A 17,915-nucleotide genomic window follows, 5' to 3' on the forward strand; every position below is an offset into this window, starting at 1 on the left:
TTTGTAATTCTGTCTGTAATTCTCTCTTTTCGCCCCTGTTGCTGTGTCAAGCCAATTGGGAATTCAATCGAAACGCTCCAACTATCGCCTTCTTGGATTGGTTGGACAAGGGCAGTTTGGGCGAGTATTTTGTGCAGTCCATCGGCAGACCGGGCAAATTGTTGCGCTTAAAGAACTCGATCGTCAGCGGTTTTCAACGCATAAATTTCTCAGAGAACTACGGTTCTTGTTGAGCCTGCAACACCCCAACATTGTCAATTGTCAAGCGCTAGAGCACACGCCTACAGGACGCTATTTGGTGATGGACTATTGTCACGGGGGCACACTCCGAAAGCTGATGGCAGAAGATGTGCGTGTAGGTATGTTGCAGAGCCTGAAGCTAGTAGCCGATATTTTGCAGGGTTTAGATCATGCTCACAGTCATGACATTATTCACTGTGACATTAAGCCGGAAAATATCTTGCTTAACGTTGAACCAAATGGTTGGACTGCTCGCATTTCTGATTTTGGCGTTGCCCGGCTAAGTCAAGAAAGTGTAAGACAAGCATTGGGCAATACTGGCTCGCCTGCTTATATGGCTCCAGAGCGGTTTTACGGGCAGTATTCTCCGACCTCCGACCTGTATGCTGTTGGTGTCCTGCTATTTGAATTACTGGCTGGCTATCGTCCGTTTTCAGGTACTCCGGCGGATTTGATGTCAGCGCACTTGAATCAACCGCTAAAAATTCCTGAGACAATTCCAGCAATTTTGCATCCGCTGATCACAACGGCTTTGCAAAAGCTTTCTGCTCGTCGGTTTCAGACGGCGCAGGAGATGTTAGCTGCGCTACAAACAATTGTGCAAACGTCAACCATTACAGATGCTTCAAGCCGCTTGTTGCAATTAACTTCGCCTCAGCCAGTCTTACCGCTACAGGCTCCGCCCCAAGCATTTACTCATGATGGGGTAACGGCATTGGCGATCGTACCGCCTGTTTATCAGGATGCTACGAAAGACAACTCCACTACCACACTTAGGAATTTCTATATTTGTCACGCCCAGCAGCATCAGATTCATCTTCAGTTGGCTTCAGACATCAACGTGGAAGCCAGTTCAAAGACAAGCTCAGTCAATTCCACCGCGTTGTCATCCTCTTGGTCGTTTGCCTTCAAGGATGAAATTCGAGCACTATTGGCTCGGCCACAAGGTTGTTTTGTAGCCACGCTCCGATCGCTGTATTTGGTGACTGCACCCGTCACAGAGGCTGAGCTAGCGCCACAACTCATTTATCGATCGAAGCAGGAAGAAGAGATAGGGATTGACCTCCAGGGGCAGTGGCTGGCTACCCTGACCCGCTTACCTGCCACGAACCAATCATTGCAGATATGGCAATTAACCCCCACAGCTATGCTCTTGGCATCGTCGCCGCCAATCCCGTTTATTGTGGAACAATCAATTCAGAGAATAGACAATCGGCAAGCGATCGACTCTTACCAACTCCTTGTACTAGATTCTCGCCACATTGCTGTAATCGTAAATTTGACTAACGCTTCTCAACCAGCAAATTCGGGCCCTCCTGGCAGTCTCATCATCGTCATGACGCGACGTGGTACAGTGGTTGGAACCATCCCCTTACCAATCTGGCTTGGATCAGCCTGGTTAACAGCTAATCATGCTCAAATTGTGGCGATCGATCGCCTTCAGGCTGGTTTGATGGTTTTAATAGACCTAAAGCCCTACCGACTGTGGCGACTGAACATTGGTATTCAACCGACAACGATGGCAAGCATAGCCTGGGGATATGTTGTAGCCGATGCGGAGGGAAATCTTATGTTTTTCGATCGTCAGTGGCATCAGGTTGGACATCTTCTGGCTCCCGCACCAGTGACAGCCATCACGTTCCTAGACATCGATCGGCTATTACTTGCAACGTGGAATGGTCAACAAGGCACCTTACAGATACTGAATGTGAAAGAAGCTCCGGTAGAGCTTTTATTTTAAAACTTAGGAAACTTTAGACAGATGCAGAGCAACTATCATAGGCGACGATCGCTTCTAATACCATTTGGAGATCGCTCATAGCTAGTTGAAAATCATCTCGACTCTTAAAATGCTCCAATCGACATTGAAGATCGCCTTGGTCAAACAACATTACCGTTGGTAAATTCTTGAGTTTGTACAGCGTAGCGAGTTTCAAGTTTTCGTCAGCATTGATGTTGACGAGCTTAATGCGCTCTCCCCACTTTGACTTTAGTTCACTTAACATTGGACTAACTAATCGACACACGCCACACCAAGGGGCCCAAAAATTGACCAGAACGGGAACGGATGATCCTAAAACTTCGTGATTAAATGTCGTTTGATCAACTGCCAATGACATGTCGCCTCTAGTTGCTACTAAACAATTAATGTAAACTTTGGGATCATGCTACCAGCCTACGCTCCCCGTTGCACGAATTAATAGCGGATGTGCCCACCAAAATATCAAGACAAACCCTGCGACTCCAAGATAGGCAGGACGCAAAAACTCGCTTAGCTTCAGGGTTTGACGCTTTTGCCAAATCGCTAAAAATGGGATCACAGACGTGCGAGATTTCAAGGATTCAAAGGATTCACCATAGCGCAATCTCAACCGCCGATCGCCATGCCACACTGCAAACAGGTGATGGAGAATGAGTCCCAACGAGGTAACAACCATAAAACTTGTGCCGAGCCAAAGCGTATGAGCAACACACCAAATGATCTGACCAACCATCTGAGGATGACGGGTGATGCGAATAATTCCGGTTTCGTAGAGATGCACCTCTGGCTTCTGAATGGCGGCAACTTCTAGCAAGTTAAAGGTAGCTGGATACAGAAACAAGAAGGAAATTGCGGAGAGAATCCAAACAATTGTTGCAACGCCACCGATGCCCTGCAAATTCCAAAGTTGCACCCCATCGTAACGGTGATTGATAAAATAAACGATTAGCACAACTGCCAACGGCAAGCTGACCAAGGCAAATAAAACTCTATAGAGCCGCGCCCCGATTTGTTTTTCTCCCCAAGGACGCAAAGCAGCCAATCCACTGTGGGCAATAGCAAACCCCATTAACAGCCCAAACATGATGAAGTGGCTACTCATTGACCAATCATTAGTCATAAGTTTTGAGAACGCGATCGCATACAATCAAAGTTGCCATCTTAAACTGTAGCGTGTTGTCTGCCCCTAGACACCGCATCTCTCACCGCTTCAGTCGATTTCACCAAATTATGTAGGTTGCTGAACTGGGGGTTAAGGTAGTAGCATTATAGACTGTGCCAAAATACAAAAATTGCCATGCCTAAGCTCAAGTCTCGTAAAGCTGCTGCTAAACGATTTTCTCGGAGCGGTAGTGGAAAACTTATGCGCCGTAAGGCTTTTAAGAACCACATGTTGCAGCACAAATCGTCTGCGCGAAAACGTCGCATTACTGGTTTGACGCTGGTTCACGAGCGGGATGCAGAAAATGTGGAACTTATGCTCCCCTATCTCTAATTTTTTCTATCCCCTTGCTACATCCATCGCGAAATCAATAAGGAAACTGTTCTATGACCCGTGTTAAACGCGGCAATGTTGCTCGTAAACGCCGCAAAAAAATTCTCAAGCTAGCTAAGGGCTTCCGGGGATCTCACTCTCGGTTGTTCCGCACAGCTAATCAACAGGTAATGAAGGCGTTGAGAAATGCCTACCGCGATCGGCGTAAGCGCAAGCGTGATTTTCGTCGATTGTGGATTGTTCGCATCAATGCGGCCGCTAGACAGCATGGCATTAGCTACAGCAAGCTCATGGGTGGCTTGAAAAAGGCAAATGTCCAAATTAACCGCAAGATGCTCGCACAGATGGCTGTTCTAGATCCAGTAGGCTTCAGCAAAGTAGTTGAGTTGGCCAACCAGCCTTAGTTAAGCGACCAAATTGAATGAACCCATGGCTGTATGCCTCGTTCGATTCATTTTCTGAACGGGTCTTTGCATGAAACTGTGATGCTTAGCTCTTGCAGACTGCTGTTTTGTTGGGCTGTGATGCATGATCACTAACCTCTTGATCACAAAGGGGCGGACATCAGTTCGCCTCTTGTTGTAATCATGGCTAGGTGCAAAGCCAAATGAAAGCTTTTTATTTTTTAACAGCGCGATCGCAACGTTCACCGTGTTTGCGACTTGATGAATCAGCCTGTTAATTCATGTGTTTTATGCTCGATCGCCATCTCCTGCGCAAGCAACCGAATGTCTTAGTCAACCTGTCGCTGACACTGGCGGTGTTGCTGATGCTGAATGGGATGCTGAATGGGTTGATCCTCCGCAGCGAAGCCGCCGAACTTCAAGACATTCGACAGCGTGGTTATCTGGTTGTGGGGGTAAAAGACAATTGGCGTCCGTTGGGGTTTAGAGGACAAGACGGCGAATTACAGGGGCTAGAAATTGATTTGGCCCGCTGGCTGGCCGATCGGTTACTGGGTAATGCGAATGCCGTCGCATTGCAACCGTTGACCAATCAAGAGCGCCTTTCTGCACTATTAAACGATGAGGTAGATGTGGTAATTGCGGCAATGGCGCTAACCGCTTCTCGATCGCGTCTAGTAGATTTCAGTACTCCCTATTACTTCGATGGAACCACTTTAATTACTCGTCATGTGGCCTTACGATCGCTGACTGATTTGCGCCAACAGCCGATCGCCGTATTAACTGGGTCGAGTGCGATTGCCGTAGTGCGATCGTATTTGCCCTCGGCTCGACTGGTGGGTGTCGCCTCCTATGAACAAGCCAAAGAAATGCTGGATACCCATCAAGTGGCAGCATTTGCCGGAGATGCCAGTGTTCTGGCAGGTTGGGCTCAAGAATATCCAGATTATTACTTGCTGCCTCAGATGCTTTCGACTGAAGCCTTGGCGGTGGCAATGCCACGAGGTCGTCAATATACGGATCTGCGCCAACAGGTGAATCAAGCGATTCAACAATGGCAGTTATCAGGAACCTTAGAGCAGCAAATCCTGAACTGGGGATTGCCTGAAGCAGGCGTACCTCGCGTCAATTTACAAACTATCCCTGCGCCTTCTGAACCTTAAATTGAAGCCCATTCTCTCAAATTCAAAGACTTATAAGTGATGGGCTAAAGAGCTACCGTTGAAGTATGAAATCTGTTATGGATGGAATCTGCGCAATTTCTGTTCGATCGCCATCACTGGCTTGCACCCTGAAGCCAAGGGACATCAAATAGCGATTGCTCCGGAAATGGTAATCTCATATACTAAGTCGTTCTGCTAATTCCCGTACCTTAGGCGATACGCAACTCTATCGTTAAGATGGCGGTTTTCTTGTCCTGTCCTGACTCCAAAGGATATCTTCAGTTATGCGCCTGGAACAGTTGCAAGCTTTTTTGGCGGTGGCTGAAACCGGAAGTTTTCAGCAGGCGACTCAGCGATGTCGAGTGACGCAATCTACAATCAGTCGCCAAATTCAAGGACTGGAGGCGGAACTTGGGTTGCCGTTGTTTCATCGAACTTCACAGGCTAAGTTAACGGTTGCAGGTGAGCGGTTCTTGCTGCGCGCTCGCAAAATTTGTCAGGAGTGGCAAACCGCCATCACGGAATTAAATGATTTGCTGGAGGGCAAACAGCCGGAGCTTTGTGTAGCAGCGATTCATTCAGTTTCTGCTCAGTACCTTCCGCCCGTGTTGCAACAGTTTTGTCAAGATCATCCAACTGTGCAGCTACGCGTGACAGCGTTAGGCAGCGATCGGGCCTTGAAGGTCTTACGGGACGGATTAGTAGACGTGGCGATCGTCATGAATAATCGCTTTCTCACTGCTAGCCCAGAAATGGTGGTAGATGTGCTGTTTGAGGAACACATCGAAGTTCTGATGGCGACGGAGCATCCATTAACTCAGTATACGCAAGTTGCTTGGTCAGAATTGTCTCGATATCCACAGGTGGTATTCAAAGACGGTTATGGAATGCAACGACTCGTTCAAGAACAGTTTCAGCGGCATTCACTTGAGTTTAAGCCAGCCGTGGAGTTGAACACCCTAGATGGGTTTCGAGGCATGGTTCGTCAAGGAGAACTTGTGGCGCTTTTACCTCGATCGGCACTACTAGAAATTGATAACGATAGTTCACTAGCCATTCGACCAACTGAAGAGCCGGTCTTGAAACGCCAAGTTGTGCTAGTGACAACGCAAGATCGACTTGATATTCCTCCAATCCAACATTTTCGCAAGCTGGTACTGGAGTTGATTGCAAGCCGATTGAATACCGAAGCGCCCGAGGCCGTTGGGTATTAGGGCAGGAGAGGGGCACTCGACGCCCGGTTGTGTTTGTTTGGTTCGTTCTCGTTGCTCTTTATCCACCCATACCTTCAAATTCCAATGAGTGATGCCTTCCGTGACCTACTTCGTAAAGTTGGCAGTGGTTCCCACACCAGCGAACATCTAACTCGCGAAGAGGCAGCCAGTGCAACACGACTGATGTTGCAACAAGAGGCGACACCCGCTCAAATCGGTGCCTTCATGATTGCCCATCGAATTAAACGCCCAACTGGGGAAGAACTGGCGGGAATGCTAGATGCTTATGACCAGCTTGGCCCGAAGCTAAACACGATTTCGTCTATGACTTTGCCGATCGTGATGGGAATTCCCTACGACGGTCGATCGCGCACAACTCCGGTGAGTCCTTTGGTAACGCTGATCCTAGCAGCGGCTGGTTGCCCAGTGGTCTTGCATGGTGGCCGACGTATGCCTACCAAGGAAGGTATCCCTCTGGTTGAAGTTTGGCAAGCGTTGGGCGTTGATTGGACAACACTGTCTCTAGAGCAAACTCAAGCGGTTTTTGCAGAAACAAGCGTGGGTTTTGTGTACCTCCCTACGCACTTTCCCTTGTCTGATAACCTTGTTCCTTACCGAGAACAAATTGGGAAACGACCTCCTTTTGCCACGGTTGAACTGTTTTGGTGTCCCTACGCTGGCGAGGCGCTGCTGATATCTGGCTTTGTGCATCCTCCCACCGAAGAGATGGCCCGATCGGCCTTCGCGTTGCGGGGAACCCGCCAATTCATCACCGTTAAGGGATTAGAAGGAAGCTGCGATTTGCCCCGCGATCGCACCTGTATTGTCGGCATCAATCAGATGGTCAATGGAGAATCTACCTTTGAGCGATTGTTGTTGCATCCCCGCGATTATGGATTTGCTGCCGAAGAAGTGCCACTACTGCCTACACCTAAACTGCTTGCAGAAATGCAGGCTGTTTTGCAGGGCGGTCAAACTGAACTGAGTAAAGCCGCGATTTGGAACAGTGGATTTTATCTGTGGCGATCGGGACTGTGCCCTGATTTAGAAGCAGGATTTACAGTGGCAGAAGAATTGCTCACTACTGGCAAAGCGGCTCAAAAGCTAGCCGAACTGACCCAGGCTGTGCAGGTGATCGACGGTACTACTGGCAAAAATCTTTTAAAGACTTCTTTGTATTAATGAATTGTAGTAATCGATGCTGATACTTGGCATCAACACATGCTGCCTTGACGAGGTCTAGAACTGACTCAACAAGCACCGACTAGAATAGTGAGTAACGCGCCAATGCTTCAGGGATGCCTCAATGATCTTGTCCATCGAGCAATCACACAATCTGCCAGTGCTTGATCTTGGGCCTCTGCTTCAAGAAAGCGATCGCAGTGGTTTTAGATCTGTTCAGCGGTTAGTAGATGATTGGGCATCGGGCAAGAACCGATTTGATCAACCCGGTGAAGCTTTCTTCGTTGCAACGCAGGACGATCGCATAATTGGACTCTGTGGACTCAATCGAGACCCCTACATCAATGATCCGAGCATTGGTCGCATTCGCCGTCTCTATGTAAAGCAAGCCGAGCGCCGTCAGGGAGTGGGTCGAGCACTGGTACAACGAGTCATTGCCGAAGCTTGCCCTACCTTTAAGTGGTTACATGTGCGTACAGACAATCCGCTTGCCGATCGGTTTTATCAATCATTAAGATTTCTGCCCTGTGCTGATGACAAGCAGGTTACTCATAAACTGAAACTCGGTAACGATCGAGTTTATACCCTATGTGCTTGCCATCCTAGGTAACTGCCATTTGGTCAACAGCCGCTGAGCTACTGGAGAACTGCAATTTTATGAAACAGCCCCCCGCGTTGCAATCCCCTGCTTTTCTGAATCTAATGCAATGGATCATTCAACCTCTAGATTTGCTGGAGTATGGTGCAAAGCAGTATGGTGACTGCTTCTCGATTCGATTTAGTAAATTGCCGCCGTTGAGTTTCTTTAGTCATCCTCAGGCGATCGAACAGATGTTCACGGCAGGTGCTAGTCAGTTTGACTCTGGACGCGGGAATTGGATTCTACGAACAACGCTAGGCGATAATTCTCTGCTGCTGTTAGATGGTGAACGGCACCAACGTCAACGTCAACTGTTGATGCCACCGTTCCACGGAGAACGAATGCGGGCTTATGGTCAACTGATTGGTCAAATTACGGATCGTGTGATCAGCAATTGGCAAGTGGGAAACCCGTTTGCGCTACGCCCTTATACACAAGAAATTTCCCTTAGGGTCATTCTACGAGCCGTATTTGGCTTGGATGAGGGAGAGCGATATGAGGCAATTAAACAGCGCTTAGAAGCATTGCTGCGTGTAACGGCTAGCCGATTTGGCTTTGCAACCAGTTTCTTTCCAGTGCTACAGCGCGATTTTGGAGCCTGGAGTCCAGGTGGACGGTTTATTCGCTTTAAGCAACAAATTGATCAACTGCTCTATGCTGAAATTCAAGATCGGCGCAATCATCCCGATCCCAACCGCAGCGATATTCTGTCTTTGCTGTTAGCCGCCCGCGATGAAGCGGGTCAATCCATGACTGATGAAGAATTGCGTGATGAATTGATTACACTGTTGCTAGCAGGGCACGAAACGACGGCAACGGCGATCGCGTGGGCTGTTTACTGGATTCATCAAATTCCAACTATTAAAACCAAGCTGCTAGCAGAACTTGAGACTCTGGGCAATGAGTTTGAGCCGATGGCGATCGCTCGTCTTCCTTATCTAAACGCGATCTGCTCTGAAACGCTGCGCATTTATCCAGTTGCGTTCATTGCCCAAATTCGCATTACGAAAACCCCAGTTGAAGTCATGGGTTTTTCGTTTGAACCTGAAAATTATCTTGTTCCTTGCGTTTACCTCACCCATCATCGAGAAGATTTATATCCAGATTCAAAACAATTTAAACCAGAGCGGTTTTTAGAACGGCAATTTTCTCCGTTTGAATATCTGCCCTTTGGTGGTAGTAATCGTCGCTGCATTGGAGCCGCCTTCGCTCTGTTTGAAATGAAGCTAGTGCTGGCAACGATCCTTTCGCGCTATCAGTTAGCTCTCGCGGATGCTCGTCCTGTAATCCCAATTCGTCGAGGCGTGACAATCGCTCCTAAGGGTGGAGTTAATATGATAGTCACCGATCGCTTTCCATCTCCACACTCTTCTCAAACCACCCCTATTTCTGTCTAAGTTACTGTCTAGGTTATTGATATCGGTTGATAGGCGGCATGAGCTAGATTGCTTCTGTGGTAATTTGACAACAGCGATTGTACGCTAGGCATCATGTACGGCATCCATCAATGCTGCTGGCGTTGTTGAAACTCTGTTTCACTAAAAGCTCTTTTCATTAACCATTTATGTCGGTTTCTAATTACTTAACTGTTCCTGTAGCCCTGACGATTGCAGGCTCCGACAGCGGAGGTGGCGCAGGAATTCAAGCTGATCTTCGTACCTTTGCTTTTCATAAAGTGCACGGGACGAGTGCTCTCACTTGCGTTACGGCTCAAAATACACAAGGGGTCGATCGAGTGGATGCGTTGCCTGCCGCAGCAGTAATCGCCCAGATTTTGGCTGTAGTACGAGATATCGGGGTGCAGGCAGTTAAAACGGGCATGCTACTCAATCCAGAAATTATTGCAGCCGTGGCAGAACAGGCTATGGAAGAGCACCTGCCCAATCTCGTTGTTGATCCAGTGATGGTGTCTCGAACTGGTTCTCAATTAATTGCTGATGAAGCCATTCTGGCACTAAGGGAATGTCTGATTCCACTAGCTACTATTCTGACGCCCAATCGCTACGAAGCTCAGATTCTCAGTGCTTCAGAAATTGACACCTTGGAAAGTATGCAAGCTGCTGCCCAACGAATTTTCACCCTTGGGGCTAGGGCTGTTTTGGTCAAGGGAGGTGGCATGCCGGGTGAGTTGCGAGGTGTGGATGTTTGGTTTGATGGCAATCGCCTCGAAGTTCTCAAAACTGCAACGGTAGAAACGATTCATACACATGGCACAGGCTGTACTTTATCAGCAGCAATAACAGCAAATTTGGCACTTGGTCACGACATGTTTACTGCTGTTAAGCTGGCTAAGTCCTATGTCACCTCTGCCCTACACTATTCGCTGCAATTAGGACAAGGGCAAGGACCTGTCGGACATTTTTTCCCGCTTCTAGAATCATCTCAGCCTTAAAGAAAAATCGTCTTCATCATTTCAAGCGTATGCCTAAATTCGCAAATTCGATCGCATGGCAACAGGCTGAACTACTCATGCAGCCCGCCTTTATCCGAATCATTGACAACATTGGCAAACAACTTGAACAATCCTCATGGAAAGGTACATACCACGATATTCAAGTATGGGCAGAGGGCACTTCAGAAGAAACTAAAACTCAGGTTAAAAATCTTCAGCAACAGCTTACTACTGCGAAGCCTGAAGATGCAGAAGCAATTCAGGCTCAGCTTGATCAATTACCCAATCCTTATCCTGGCTATCAACTCTGTCTAGAGAAGGACGATCGGCGAATCACAGTCGATATCTGGCAACTCTGCTACCAAATTTGCTTCCGTAACTACAGCCCAATTCTCAATGCACTAGATAAAGACCTCATCGTAGAAATAGATACAAGCCTAATTGATAGCGGTGAGGTCGATTGGCTACGCCTAGAAGCAAAAACTAAAAATCTAATTGAACAGATTTTTTCAAACCTGCCGTAACCAACCATTCTTGAATCTCAAACCCTTATCCCGAAAGCACTTCAGGCATTCTCAAAATATTTTTTGGAAACCGTTGACAAATCTGAGCAGAGTTAGCTATCTTGGTAAAGCGGTCGAGAGGGGCGAAGCGAAGCGAGAGCGGAGCGAATGCCTTCAAGGCGCGCCGAACCTAGATAAATAAATAGTTTGAAAGCCAGAATAGCATCAAGAGCCTGTAAAAGTAAATGACTCTTCGGAGGGAGTTTCGAAGAGGGATTGAAAAGGAGCTACTGTTGAAGGGACTGGGTGAATAGCCAGTTCAGATAATTCAGCGGTAGTGGATGAAGAAGCCAACAAACTCAAGACAACATGGAGAGTTTGATCCTGGCTCAGGATGAACGCTGGCGGTCTGCTTAACACATGCAAGTCGAACGGGATTCTTCGGAATCTAGTGGCGGACGGGTGAGTAACGCGTGAGAATCTGCCCTTAGGAGGGGGATAACGGTTGGAAACGACCGCTAATACCGCATATGCCGAGAGGTGAAAGGATTTATTGCCTGAGGATGAGCTCGCGTCGGATTAGCTAGTTGGTGGGGTAAGAGCCTACCAAGGCGACGATCCGTAGCTGGTCTGAGAGGATGACCAGCCACACTGGGACTGAGACACGGCCCAGACTCCTACGGGAGGCAGCAGTGGGGAATTTTCCGCAATGGGCGCAAGCCTGACGGAGCAAGACCGCGTGAGGGAAGACGGTCTGTGGATTGTAAACCTCTTTTGATAGGGAAGAAGGACTGACGGTACCTATCGAATCAGCCTCGGCTAACTCCGTGCCAGCAGCCGCGGTAATACGGAGGAGGCAAGCGTTATCCGGAATTATTGGGCGTAAAGCGTCCGTAGGTGGTTGGTCAAGTCAGCTGTTAAAGCGCGGAGCTTAACTCCGTAAGGGCAGTTGAAACTGGTCAGCTAGAGTGCGATAGGGGCAAGGGGAATTCCCAGTGTAGCGGTGAAATGCGTAGATATTGGGAAGAACACCGGTGGCGAAAGCGCCTTGCTGGGTCTGCACTGACACTGAGGGACGAAAGCTAGGGGAGCGAAAGGGATTAGATACCCCTGTAGTCCTAGCTGTAAACGATGGGTACTAGGCGTTGTCCGTATCGACCCGGACAGTGCCGTAGCTAACGCGTTAAGTACCCCGCCTGGGGAGTACGCTCGCAAGAGTGAAACTCAAAGGAATTGACGGGGGCCCGCACAAGCGGTGGAGTATGTGGTTTAATTCGATGCAACGCGCAGAACCTTACCTGGCCTTGACATGTCCGGAACCCTTGTGAAAGCGAGGGGTGCCTTCGGGAGCCGGAGCACAGGTGGTGCATGGCTGTCGTCAGCTCGTGTCGTGAGATGTTGGGTTAAGTCCCGCAACGAGCGCAACCCTCGTTCTTAGTTGCCAGCATTCAGTTGGGCACTCTGAGGAGACTGCCGGTGACAAACCGGAGGAAGGTGGGGATGACGTCAAGTCAGCATGTCCCTTACGCCCTGGGCTACACACGTACTACAATGCTTCGGACAAAGGGTTGCCAACTGGCGACAGTGAGCTAATCCCGTAAACCGAGGCTCAGTTCAGATTGCAGGCTGCAACTCGCCTGCATGAAGGCGGAATCGCTAGTAATCGCCGGTCAGCATACGGCGGTGAATACGTTCCCGGGCCTTGTACACACCGCCCGTCACACCATGGGAGTTGGCCACGCCCGAAGTCGTTACTCCAACCGATTCTGTCGGAGGAGGACGCCGAAGGCAGGGCTGATGACTGGGGTGAAGTCGTAACAAGGTAGCCGTACCGGAAGGTGTGGCTGGATCACCTCCTTTATAGGGAGACCTCCCGACTCTACGCCTGAAAGCGACGTGCGATTAAGGTAAGAGTTGGTCATCCCAAGGTCGGTCAGGCAGTGGTGCAGAGGCTTTCAAACTAGCTGGTTCGGTTCATGGGCTATTAGCTCAGGTGGTTAGAGCGCACCCCTGATAAGGGTGAGGTCCCTGGTTCGAGTCCAGGATGGCCCACCTTGGCAAGAGGGAAGAGGGAAGAAGGGAAACAGAAGAGAGCCTGATTTTCTTTGGTTTTGAATCTTCCGGATTCAATCTTCGACATGGGGGTTTAGCTCAGTTGGTAGAGCGCCTGCTTTGCAAGCAGGATGTCAGCGGTTCGAGTCCGCTAACCTCCACTGGGATTACCGCCCAAGGTGAGTAGTTATTGAGTAGTTATTAGGAGACATTCAGCACCTGGTCTTGAGGCTTGAGGGAAGCGCGCAAGAGAGACTGCTGGATGCTATCCAGCCAGGACCTAGAAAACTGCATAGCAAGAAATAGTCAGGTAGCAACAACAGATACCAATGTTGACATGGTCAAGCTAGAAAGGGCTGATGGTGGATACCTAGGCACACAGAGGCGAAGAAGGACGTGGTTACCGACGATATGCGCCGGGGAGTTGGAAGCAAGCAGTGATCCGGCGGTTTCCGAATGGGGCAACCCTAGTAAACGGTCATCTGAATACATAGGATGACACGAGCGAACCGGGCGAATTGAAACATCTTAGTAGCCCGAGGAAGAGAAAGCAAACGCGATTCCCTTAGTAGCGGCGAGCGAAGCGGGAACAGCCTAAACCGATGGTTTTAACTGTCGGGGTTGTGGGACAGCAACAAGAGCGCGAGCGGTTAGACGAAGCACTTGAAAGGTGCACCAGAGGAGGTAAAAGTCCTGTAGTCGAAAACTTAACGCATCTAGCTGCATCCCGAGTAGCCCGGAGCACGTGGAATTCCGGGTGAATCTGCGAGGACCACCTCGTAAGGCTAAATACTCCTGTGTGACCGATAGTGAACCAGTACCGCGAGGGAACGGTGAAAAGAACCCCGGGAGGGGAGTGAAATAGAACATGAAACCATCAGCTTACAAGCAATCGAAGCCCGATTAAACGGGTGACGGTGTGCCTGTTGAAGAATGAGCCGGCGACTTATAGGCAGTGGCAGATTAAGACGAATATGTCGAAGTCAAAGCGAAAGCGAGTCTGAAGAGGGCGAGCGTCACTGTTTATAGACCCGAACCCGGGTGATCTAACCATGGGCAGGATGAAGCTTGGGTAAAGCCAAGTGGAGGTCCGAACCGACCGATGTTGAAAAATCGGCGGATGACCTGTGGTTAGGGGTGAAATGCCAATCGAACCCGGAGCTAGCTGGTTCTCCCCGAAATGTGTTGAGGCGCAGCGGTTGTGACTATAGCTGGGGGGTAAAGCACTGATTCGGTGCGGGCTGCGAGAGCGGTACCAAATCGAGTCAAACTCTGAATACCCAGTGGACACACAACCAGTGAGACGGTGGGGGATAAGCTTCATCGTCAAGAGGGAAACAGCCCAGACCACCAGCTAAGGTCCCCAAATCGTCATTCAGTGGCAAAGGAGGTGGGAGTGCCCAGACAACCAGGAGGTTTGCCTAGAAGCAGCCACCCTTAAAAGAGTGCGTAATAGCTCACTGGTCAAGCGCTCCTGCGCCGAAAATGAATGGGACTAAATGACGTACCGAAGCTGTGGGATTAGCGTAAGTTAATCGGTAGGGGAGCGTTCTGTAGTAGTGCGAAGCATCAGCGGAAGCAGGTGTGGACGAAGCAGAAGTGAGAATGTCGGCTTGAGTAGCGAAAACATTGGTGAGAATCCAATGCCCCGAAATCCTAAGGGTTCCTCCGGAAGGCTCGTCCGCGGAGGGTTAGTCGGGACCTAAGGCGAGGGCGAAAGCCGTAGTCGATGGACAATCGGTCAACATTCCGATACCGATTTGACGTTGTGCCGAGGGACGGAGAAGGCTAGCACAGCCAGAAGATGGTTACTGGTGCAAGCGTGCGAGGCGATGAGGAGCGGCGAAAACGCTCCGAGCTGAGGCGTGAGACCGAGGGGATACGTCCCCGAAGTGTGTGATGTCAGGCTTCCAAGAAAAGCTCGAACCACGTTAACGTCAAATTGCCCGTACCCGAAACCGACACAGGTAGGATGGTTGAGAATACTCAGGGGCGCGAGATAACTCTCTCTAAGGAACTCGGCAAAATGGCCCCGTAACTTCGGGAGAAGGGGTGCCACCGCGAGGTGGTCGCAGTGAAGAGGCCCAGGCGACTGTTTACCAAAAACACAGGTCTCCGCGAAGTCGCAAGACGAAGTATGGGGGCTGACGCCTGCCCAGTGCCGGAAGGTTAAGGAAGTCGGTCAGGCGCAAGCTGAAGCTGGCGACTGAAGCCCCGGTGAACGGCGGCCGTAACTATAACGGTCCTAAGGTAGCGAAATTCCTTGTCGGGTAAGTTCCGACCCGCACGAAAGGCGTAACGATCTGGGCGCTGTCTCGGAGAGAGGCTCGGCGAAATAGGAGTGTCTGTGAAGATACGGACTACCTGCACCTGGACAGAAAGACCCTATGAAGCTTTACTGTAGCCTGGTATTGGGTTCGGGCTTTGCTTGCGCAGGATAGGTGGGAGGCGCAGAAGCATCTCTTGTGGGAGGTGTGGAGCCAACGGTGAGATACCACTCTGGCAGAGCTAGAATTCTAACCCTTACCCGTGATCCGGGAAGGGAACAGTATCAGGTGGGCAGTTTGACTGGGGCGGTCGCCTCCTAAATGGTAACGGAGGCGCGCAAAGGTTCCCTCCGGCTGGTTGGAAATCAGCCTGAGAGTGCAAAGGCATAAGGGAGCTTGACTGTGAGAGTGACAACTCGAACAGGGACGAAAGTCGGCCTTAGTGATCCGACGGCACTGAGTGGAAGGGCCGTCGCTCAACGGATAAAAGTTACTCTAGGGATAACAGGCTGATCTCCGCCAAGAGTTCACATCGACGCGGAGGTTTGGCACCTCGATGTCGGCTCATCGCAACCTGGGGCGGTAGTACGTCCCAAGGGTTGGGCTGTTCGCCCATTAAAGCGGTACGTGAGCTGGGTTCAGAACGTCGTGAGACAGTTCGGTCCATATCCGGTGCAGGCGCAAGAGCATTGAGAGGAGTCCTCCTTAGTACGAGAGGACCGGGAGGAACGCACCGCTGGTGTACCTGTTATCGTGCCAACGGTAGACGCAGGGTAGCCAAGTGCGGAGTGGATAACCGCTGAAAGCATCTAAGTGGGAAGCCCACCTCAAGATGAGTGCTCTCATGGCACAAGCCAGTAAGGTCACGGGGAGAACACCCGTTGATAGGTTCTAGATGGAAGTGCAGTAATGTATGAAGTCGAGGAATACTAACAGACCGAGGGCTTGACCTTAACGTCGATAGGTTACTGTGGTCATGCTATCTGCCTTGCTATGCAGCCTTCTGGGTTGTGATTGAGCACAACGCCCATTCCTGGTGTCTATGGCGGTGTGGACCCACCCTCATCCATCCCGAACTGAGGAGTGAAACGCACCTGCGGCGAAGATAGTTGGACGGCTGCGTCCTGCCAAAATAGCTCGATGCCAGGTTCTTATTCACAGCCGAGGTCTGCTACACAGCAAACCTTGGCTGCTTTGGTGGTGACGAGAAATGAATTCGGACTTCTGCCCAGTTGGAATGATTGGCATTAGAATCAGAAATGGCTAACATATACTACTCGTGAGCAGTGGTAAAGAAGGGCAAATAGACTCGATACTCCCGCTCCGTTAACTCGATCAGGCGATGATAAAGAGGGTACTGACCCAAAGCTTGCTGGAAATCATATATTAAGCAATCGCCCGACAAAGCTTTTCACCTCTACCACAATCTTTTCGCTGCTTCGAGCATCGTGATGTAGCTGCGCTATGATTGTCGAACTGCCTTTTCTTAGAGGGGCCGTTGCTCTGATAAGATCGGCCTAATAGCCGATAGCTAATTAGCATTAGCTCATACACCATGCTCGATCGCGACGCTTAGAAGCTTAACGGATGGTCTTCTTGAATTTTTACCCCTAATTCCCAATCCCTTTCTTCGTTCTTCTTAGTTGCTGTTATGTCCCTATTTGACTGGTTTGCTAATCGTCGAAAAGCAGAACCCATTAGTAAAGAAAGGCAAGAGCGCGAAATTGCCGATGGCTTGTGGACAAAATGCCCAAAATGCAGCGTTCTCACTTATACCAAAGATTTGCGATCGAATCAGATGGTCTGTTTAGAATGTGGTCATCATCTGCGCATTTACGCCGAGGAGCGCATTCAACAACTGATCGATCCTGGTACTTGGACACCGATCGATGTAGATCTGCGTCCGGTCGATCCGTTGAAATTTCGCGATCGCAAATCCTATGGTGATCGGTTGCGTGAAGCTCAGGAGAAAACCTCTTTAACAGACGCTGTGCAAACCGGGTTGGGGTTAATTGAAGGATCGCGGGTTGGGTTGGGTGTAATGGATTTTCGCTTTATGGGGGGCAGTATGGGATCGGTGGTGGGTGAGAAGCTGACCCGCCTGATTGAGCGATCGACCCATGAGCAACGACCTGTAGTCATTGTTTGTGCCTCCGGTGGAGCCAGAATGCAGGAAGGAATGCTGAGCCTGATGCAGATGGCTAAAATTTCAGGCGCACTAGAGATGCATCGAGAAGCGGGATTGCTCTACGTTCCAGTGCTGACGCATCCTACAACGGGCGGGGTGACGGCGAGCTTTGCCATGCTGGGAGATATAATTGTGGCGGAACCGAAGGCAACAATCGGGTTTGCAGGGCGCCGAGTTGTAGAGCAGACGTTGCGCGAAAAGCTGCCCGATGATTTTCAAACTTCAGAATATTTATTAGCGCACGGTTTTGTGGATATGATTGTGCCGCGTACTCAGTTGAAGAAAACCTTGGCGCAACTTATTCGTTTGCATCAGCCCCATTCTCCTGCGGCTACTGATTCTGATGGAACGTCTCACTTTGTGCACGTGCCCGATTCCCTGCCGCTGAAACCAGTGCCCGATGCCTAGTCGAG

14 protein-coding genes, 2 tRNA genes and 3 rRNA genes are annotated in these 17,915 nt (G+C 49.9%); 16 read left to right on the top strand and 3 right to left on the bottom strand.

Annotated elements, in window-relative coordinates; all coding sequences use genetic code 11:
• The first annotated feature begins 43 nt into the window (after positions 1-43).
• Positions 44-1,981: a serine/threonine-protein kinase gene (locus tag OXH18_RS15875; RefSeq protein ID WP_268608077.1), complete on the top strand. Its 1,938-nt coding sequence runs from the start codon at positions 44-46 to the stop codon at positions 1,979-1,981.
• Positions 1,982-1,994: 13 nt separating this feature from the next.
• On the opposite strand, the gene OXH18_RS15880 is transcribed toward OXH18_RS15875, so the two are convergent.
• Together OXH18_RS15880 and OXH18_RS15885 are read right to left on the bottom strand one after the other, a co-directional pair.
• Positions 1,995-2,360, bottom strand: a complete 366-nt coding sequence (locus OXH18_RS15880; protein ID WP_268608078.1) for a thioredoxin family protein — start codon at positions 2,358-2,360, stop codon at positions 1,995-1,997.
• A gap of 48 nt (positions 2,361-2,408) precedes the next feature.
• Complete coding sequence (locus tag OXH18_RS15885) at positions 2,409-3,122, bottom strand: NnrU family protein (protein WP_268608079.1); 714 nt, start codon at positions 3,120-3,122, stop codon at positions 2,409-2,411.
• Positions 3,123-3,299: 177 nt separating this feature from the next.
• Between OXH18_RS15885 and rpmI the strand changes: the two genes are divergently transcribed.
• The 14 genes from rpmI to rrf all read left to right on the top strand — a co-directional run bounded on the left by rpmI (position 3,300) and on the right by rrf (position 16,463).
• Positions 3,300-3,497 (top strand): 50S ribosomal protein L35, encoded by a 198-nt coding sequence (gene rpmI, locus OXH18_RS15890; RefSeq protein ID WP_268608080.1) that lies wholly within the window; start codon positions 3,300-3,302, stop codon positions 3,495-3,497.
• A gap of 53 nt (positions 3,498-3,550) precedes the next feature.
• Complete coding sequence (gene rplT, locus OXH18_RS15895; RefSeq protein ID WP_268608082.1) at positions 3,551-3,901, top strand: 50S ribosomal protein L20; 351 nt, start codon at positions 3,551-3,553, stop codon at positions 3,899-3,901.
• 290 nt (positions 3,902-4,191) lie between these two features.
• The gene (locus OXH18_RS15900; protein WP_268608083.1) at positions 4,192-5,064 is read left to right on the top strand and encodes a transporter substrate-binding domain-containing protein; all 873 of its coding nucleotides are present in this window, start codon (positions 4,192-4,194) and stop codon (positions 5,062-5,064) included.
• Between the two features lie 284 nt (positions 5,065-5,348).
• Positions 5,349-6,278: a LysR family transcriptional regulator gene (locus OXH18_RS15905; RefSeq protein ID WP_268608084.1), complete on the top strand. Its 930-nt coding sequence runs from the start codon at positions 5,349-5,351 to the stop codon at positions 6,276-6,278.
• 84 nt (positions 6,279-6,362) lie between these two features.
• Positions 6,363-7,460 (top strand): anthranilate phosphoribosyltransferase family protein, encoded by a 1,098-nt coding sequence (locus OXH18_RS15910; protein WP_268608085.1) that lies wholly within the window; start codon positions 6,363-6,365, stop codon positions 7,458-7,460.
• A gap of 124 nt (positions 7,461-7,584) precedes the next feature.
• The gene (locus tag OXH18_RS15915) at positions 7,585-8,070 is read left to right on the top strand and encodes a GNAT family N-acetyltransferase (RefSeq protein WP_268608086.1); all 486 of its coding nucleotides are present in this window, start codon (positions 7,585-7,587) and stop codon (positions 8,068-8,070) included.
• Between the two features lie 47 nt (positions 8,071-8,117).
• A complete protein-coding gene (locus tag OXH18_RS15920; protein ID WP_268608087.1) occupies positions 8,118-9,497 on the top strand; it encodes a cytochrome P450 in 1,380 nt (459 codons plus the stop codon).
• A 167-nt stretch (positions 9,498-9,664) separates the two neighbouring features.
• The gene (gene thiD, locus OXH18_RS15925) at positions 9,665-10,492 is read left to right on the top strand and encodes a bifunctional hydroxymethylpyrimidine kinase/phosphomethylpyrimidine kinase (RefSeq protein ID WP_268608088.1); all 828 of its coding nucleotides are present in this window, start codon (positions 9,665-9,667) and stop codon (positions 10,490-10,492) included.
• A gap of 29 nt (positions 10,493-10,521) precedes the next feature.
• Entirely contained in the window at positions 10,522-11,016 is a 495-nt protein-coding gene (locus tag OXH18_RS15930) for a hypothetical protein (protein ID WP_268608089.1), read from the top strand.
• A 345-nt stretch (positions 11,017-11,361) separates the two neighbouring features.
• Positions 11,362-12,855: ribosomal RNA gene (locus OXH18_RS15935) — 16S ribosomal RNA — on the top strand.
• Positions 12,856-12,973: 118 nt separating this feature from the next.
• Positions 12,974-13,047: transfer RNA gene (locus tag OXH18_RS15940), tRNA-Ile, on the top strand.
• An 88-nt stretch (positions 13,048-13,135) separates the two neighbouring features.
• Positions 13,136-13,208 (top strand) — tRNA-Ala (locus tag OXH18_RS15945).
• 178 nt (positions 13,209-13,386) lie between these two features.
• A 23S ribosomal RNA gene (locus OXH18_RS15950) occupies positions 13,387-16,267 on the top strand.
• 79 nt (positions 16,268-16,346) lie between these two features.
• Positions 16,347-16,463, top strand: a 5S ribosomal RNA gene (gene rrf / locus OXH18_RS15955).
• Together the 16S, 23S and 5S rRNA genes with 2 tRNA genes alongside form the textbook arrangement of a ribosomal RNA operon.
• 124 nt (positions 16,464-16,587) lie before the next feature.
• Here rrf and OXH18_RS25365 read toward each other — a convergent pair.
• Positions 16,588-16,719 carry an element excision factor XisH family protein gene (locus tag OXH18_RS25365; RefSeq protein WP_315874597.1) on the bottom strand — a complete coding sequence of 44 codons (132 nt, stop codon included), beginning with the start codon at positions 16,717-16,719 and terminating at the stop codon, positions 16,588-16,590.
• 246 nt (positions 16,720-16,965) lie between these two features.
• Between OXH18_RS25365 and accD the strand changes: the two genes are divergently transcribed.
• Positions 16,966-17,910 carry an acetyl-CoA carboxylase, carboxyltransferase subunit beta gene (gene accD, locus OXH18_RS15960; RefSeq protein ID WP_268608090.1) on the top strand — a complete coding sequence of 315 codons (945 nt, stop codon included), beginning with the start codon at positions 16,966-16,968 and terminating at the stop codon, positions 17,908-17,910.
• Positions 17,911-17,915: the final 5 nt, after the last annotated feature.

This window comes from Thermocoleostomius sinensis A174, from assembly GCF_026802175.1.
GTDB classification, from domain to species: domain Bacteria; phylum Cyanobacteriota; class Cyanobacteriia; order Elainellales; family Elainellaceae; genus Thermocoleostomius; species Thermocoleostomius sinensis.

What these genes read in the sequence shown, in the direction of transcription:
- OXH18_RS15880 (WP_268608078.1), bottom strand. Translation starts at nt 2,360, where the DNA reads ATGTCATTGGCAGTTGATCAAACGACATTTAATCACGAAGTTTTAGGA.
- OXH18_RS15885 (WP_268608079.1), bottom strand. Translation starts at nt 3,122, where the DNA reads ATGACTAATGATTGGTCAATGAGTAGCCACTTCATCATGTTTGGGCTG.
- rpmI (WP_268608080.1), top strand. Translation starts at nt 3,300, where the DNA reads ATGCCTAAGCTCAAGTCTCGTAAAGCTGCTGCTAAACGATTTTCTCGG.
- rplT (WP_268608082.1), top strand. Translation starts at nt 3,551, where the DNA reads ATGACCCGTGTTAAACGCGGCAATGTTGCTCGTAAACGCCGCAAAAAA.
- OXH18_RS15900 (WP_268608083.1), top strand. Translation starts at nt 4,192, where the DNA reads ATGCTCGATCGCCATCTCCTGCGCAAGCAACCGAATGTCTTAGTCAAC.
- OXH18_RS15905 (WP_268608084.1), top strand. Translation starts at nt 5,349, where the DNA reads ATGCGCCTGGAACAGTTGCAAGCTTTTTTGGCGGTGGCTGAAACCGGA.
- OXH18_RS15910 (WP_268608085.1), top strand. Translation starts at nt 6,363, where the DNA reads ATGAGTGATGCCTTCCGTGACCTACTTCGTAAAGTTGGCAGTGGTTCC.
- OXH18_RS15915 (WP_268608086.1), top strand. Translation starts at nt 7,585, where the DNA reads ATGATCTTGTCCATCGAGCAATCACACAATCTGCCAGTGCTTGATCTT.
- OXH18_RS15920 (WP_268608087.1), top strand. Translation starts at nt 8,118, where the DNA reads ATGAAACAGCCCCCCGCGTTGCAATCCCCTGCTTTTCTGAATCTAATG.
- thiD (WP_268608088.1), top strand. Translation starts at nt 9,665, where the DNA reads ATGTCGGTTTCTAATTACTTAACTGTTCCTGTAGCCCTGACGATTGCA.
- OXH18_RS15930 (WP_268608089.1), top strand. Translation starts at nt 10,522, where the DNA reads ATGCCTAAATTCGCAAATTCGATCGCATGGCAACAGGCTGAACTACTC.
- accD (WP_268608090.1), top strand. Translation starts at nt 16,966, where the DNA reads ATGTCCCTATTTGACTGGTTTGCTAATCGTCGAAAAGCAGAACCCATT.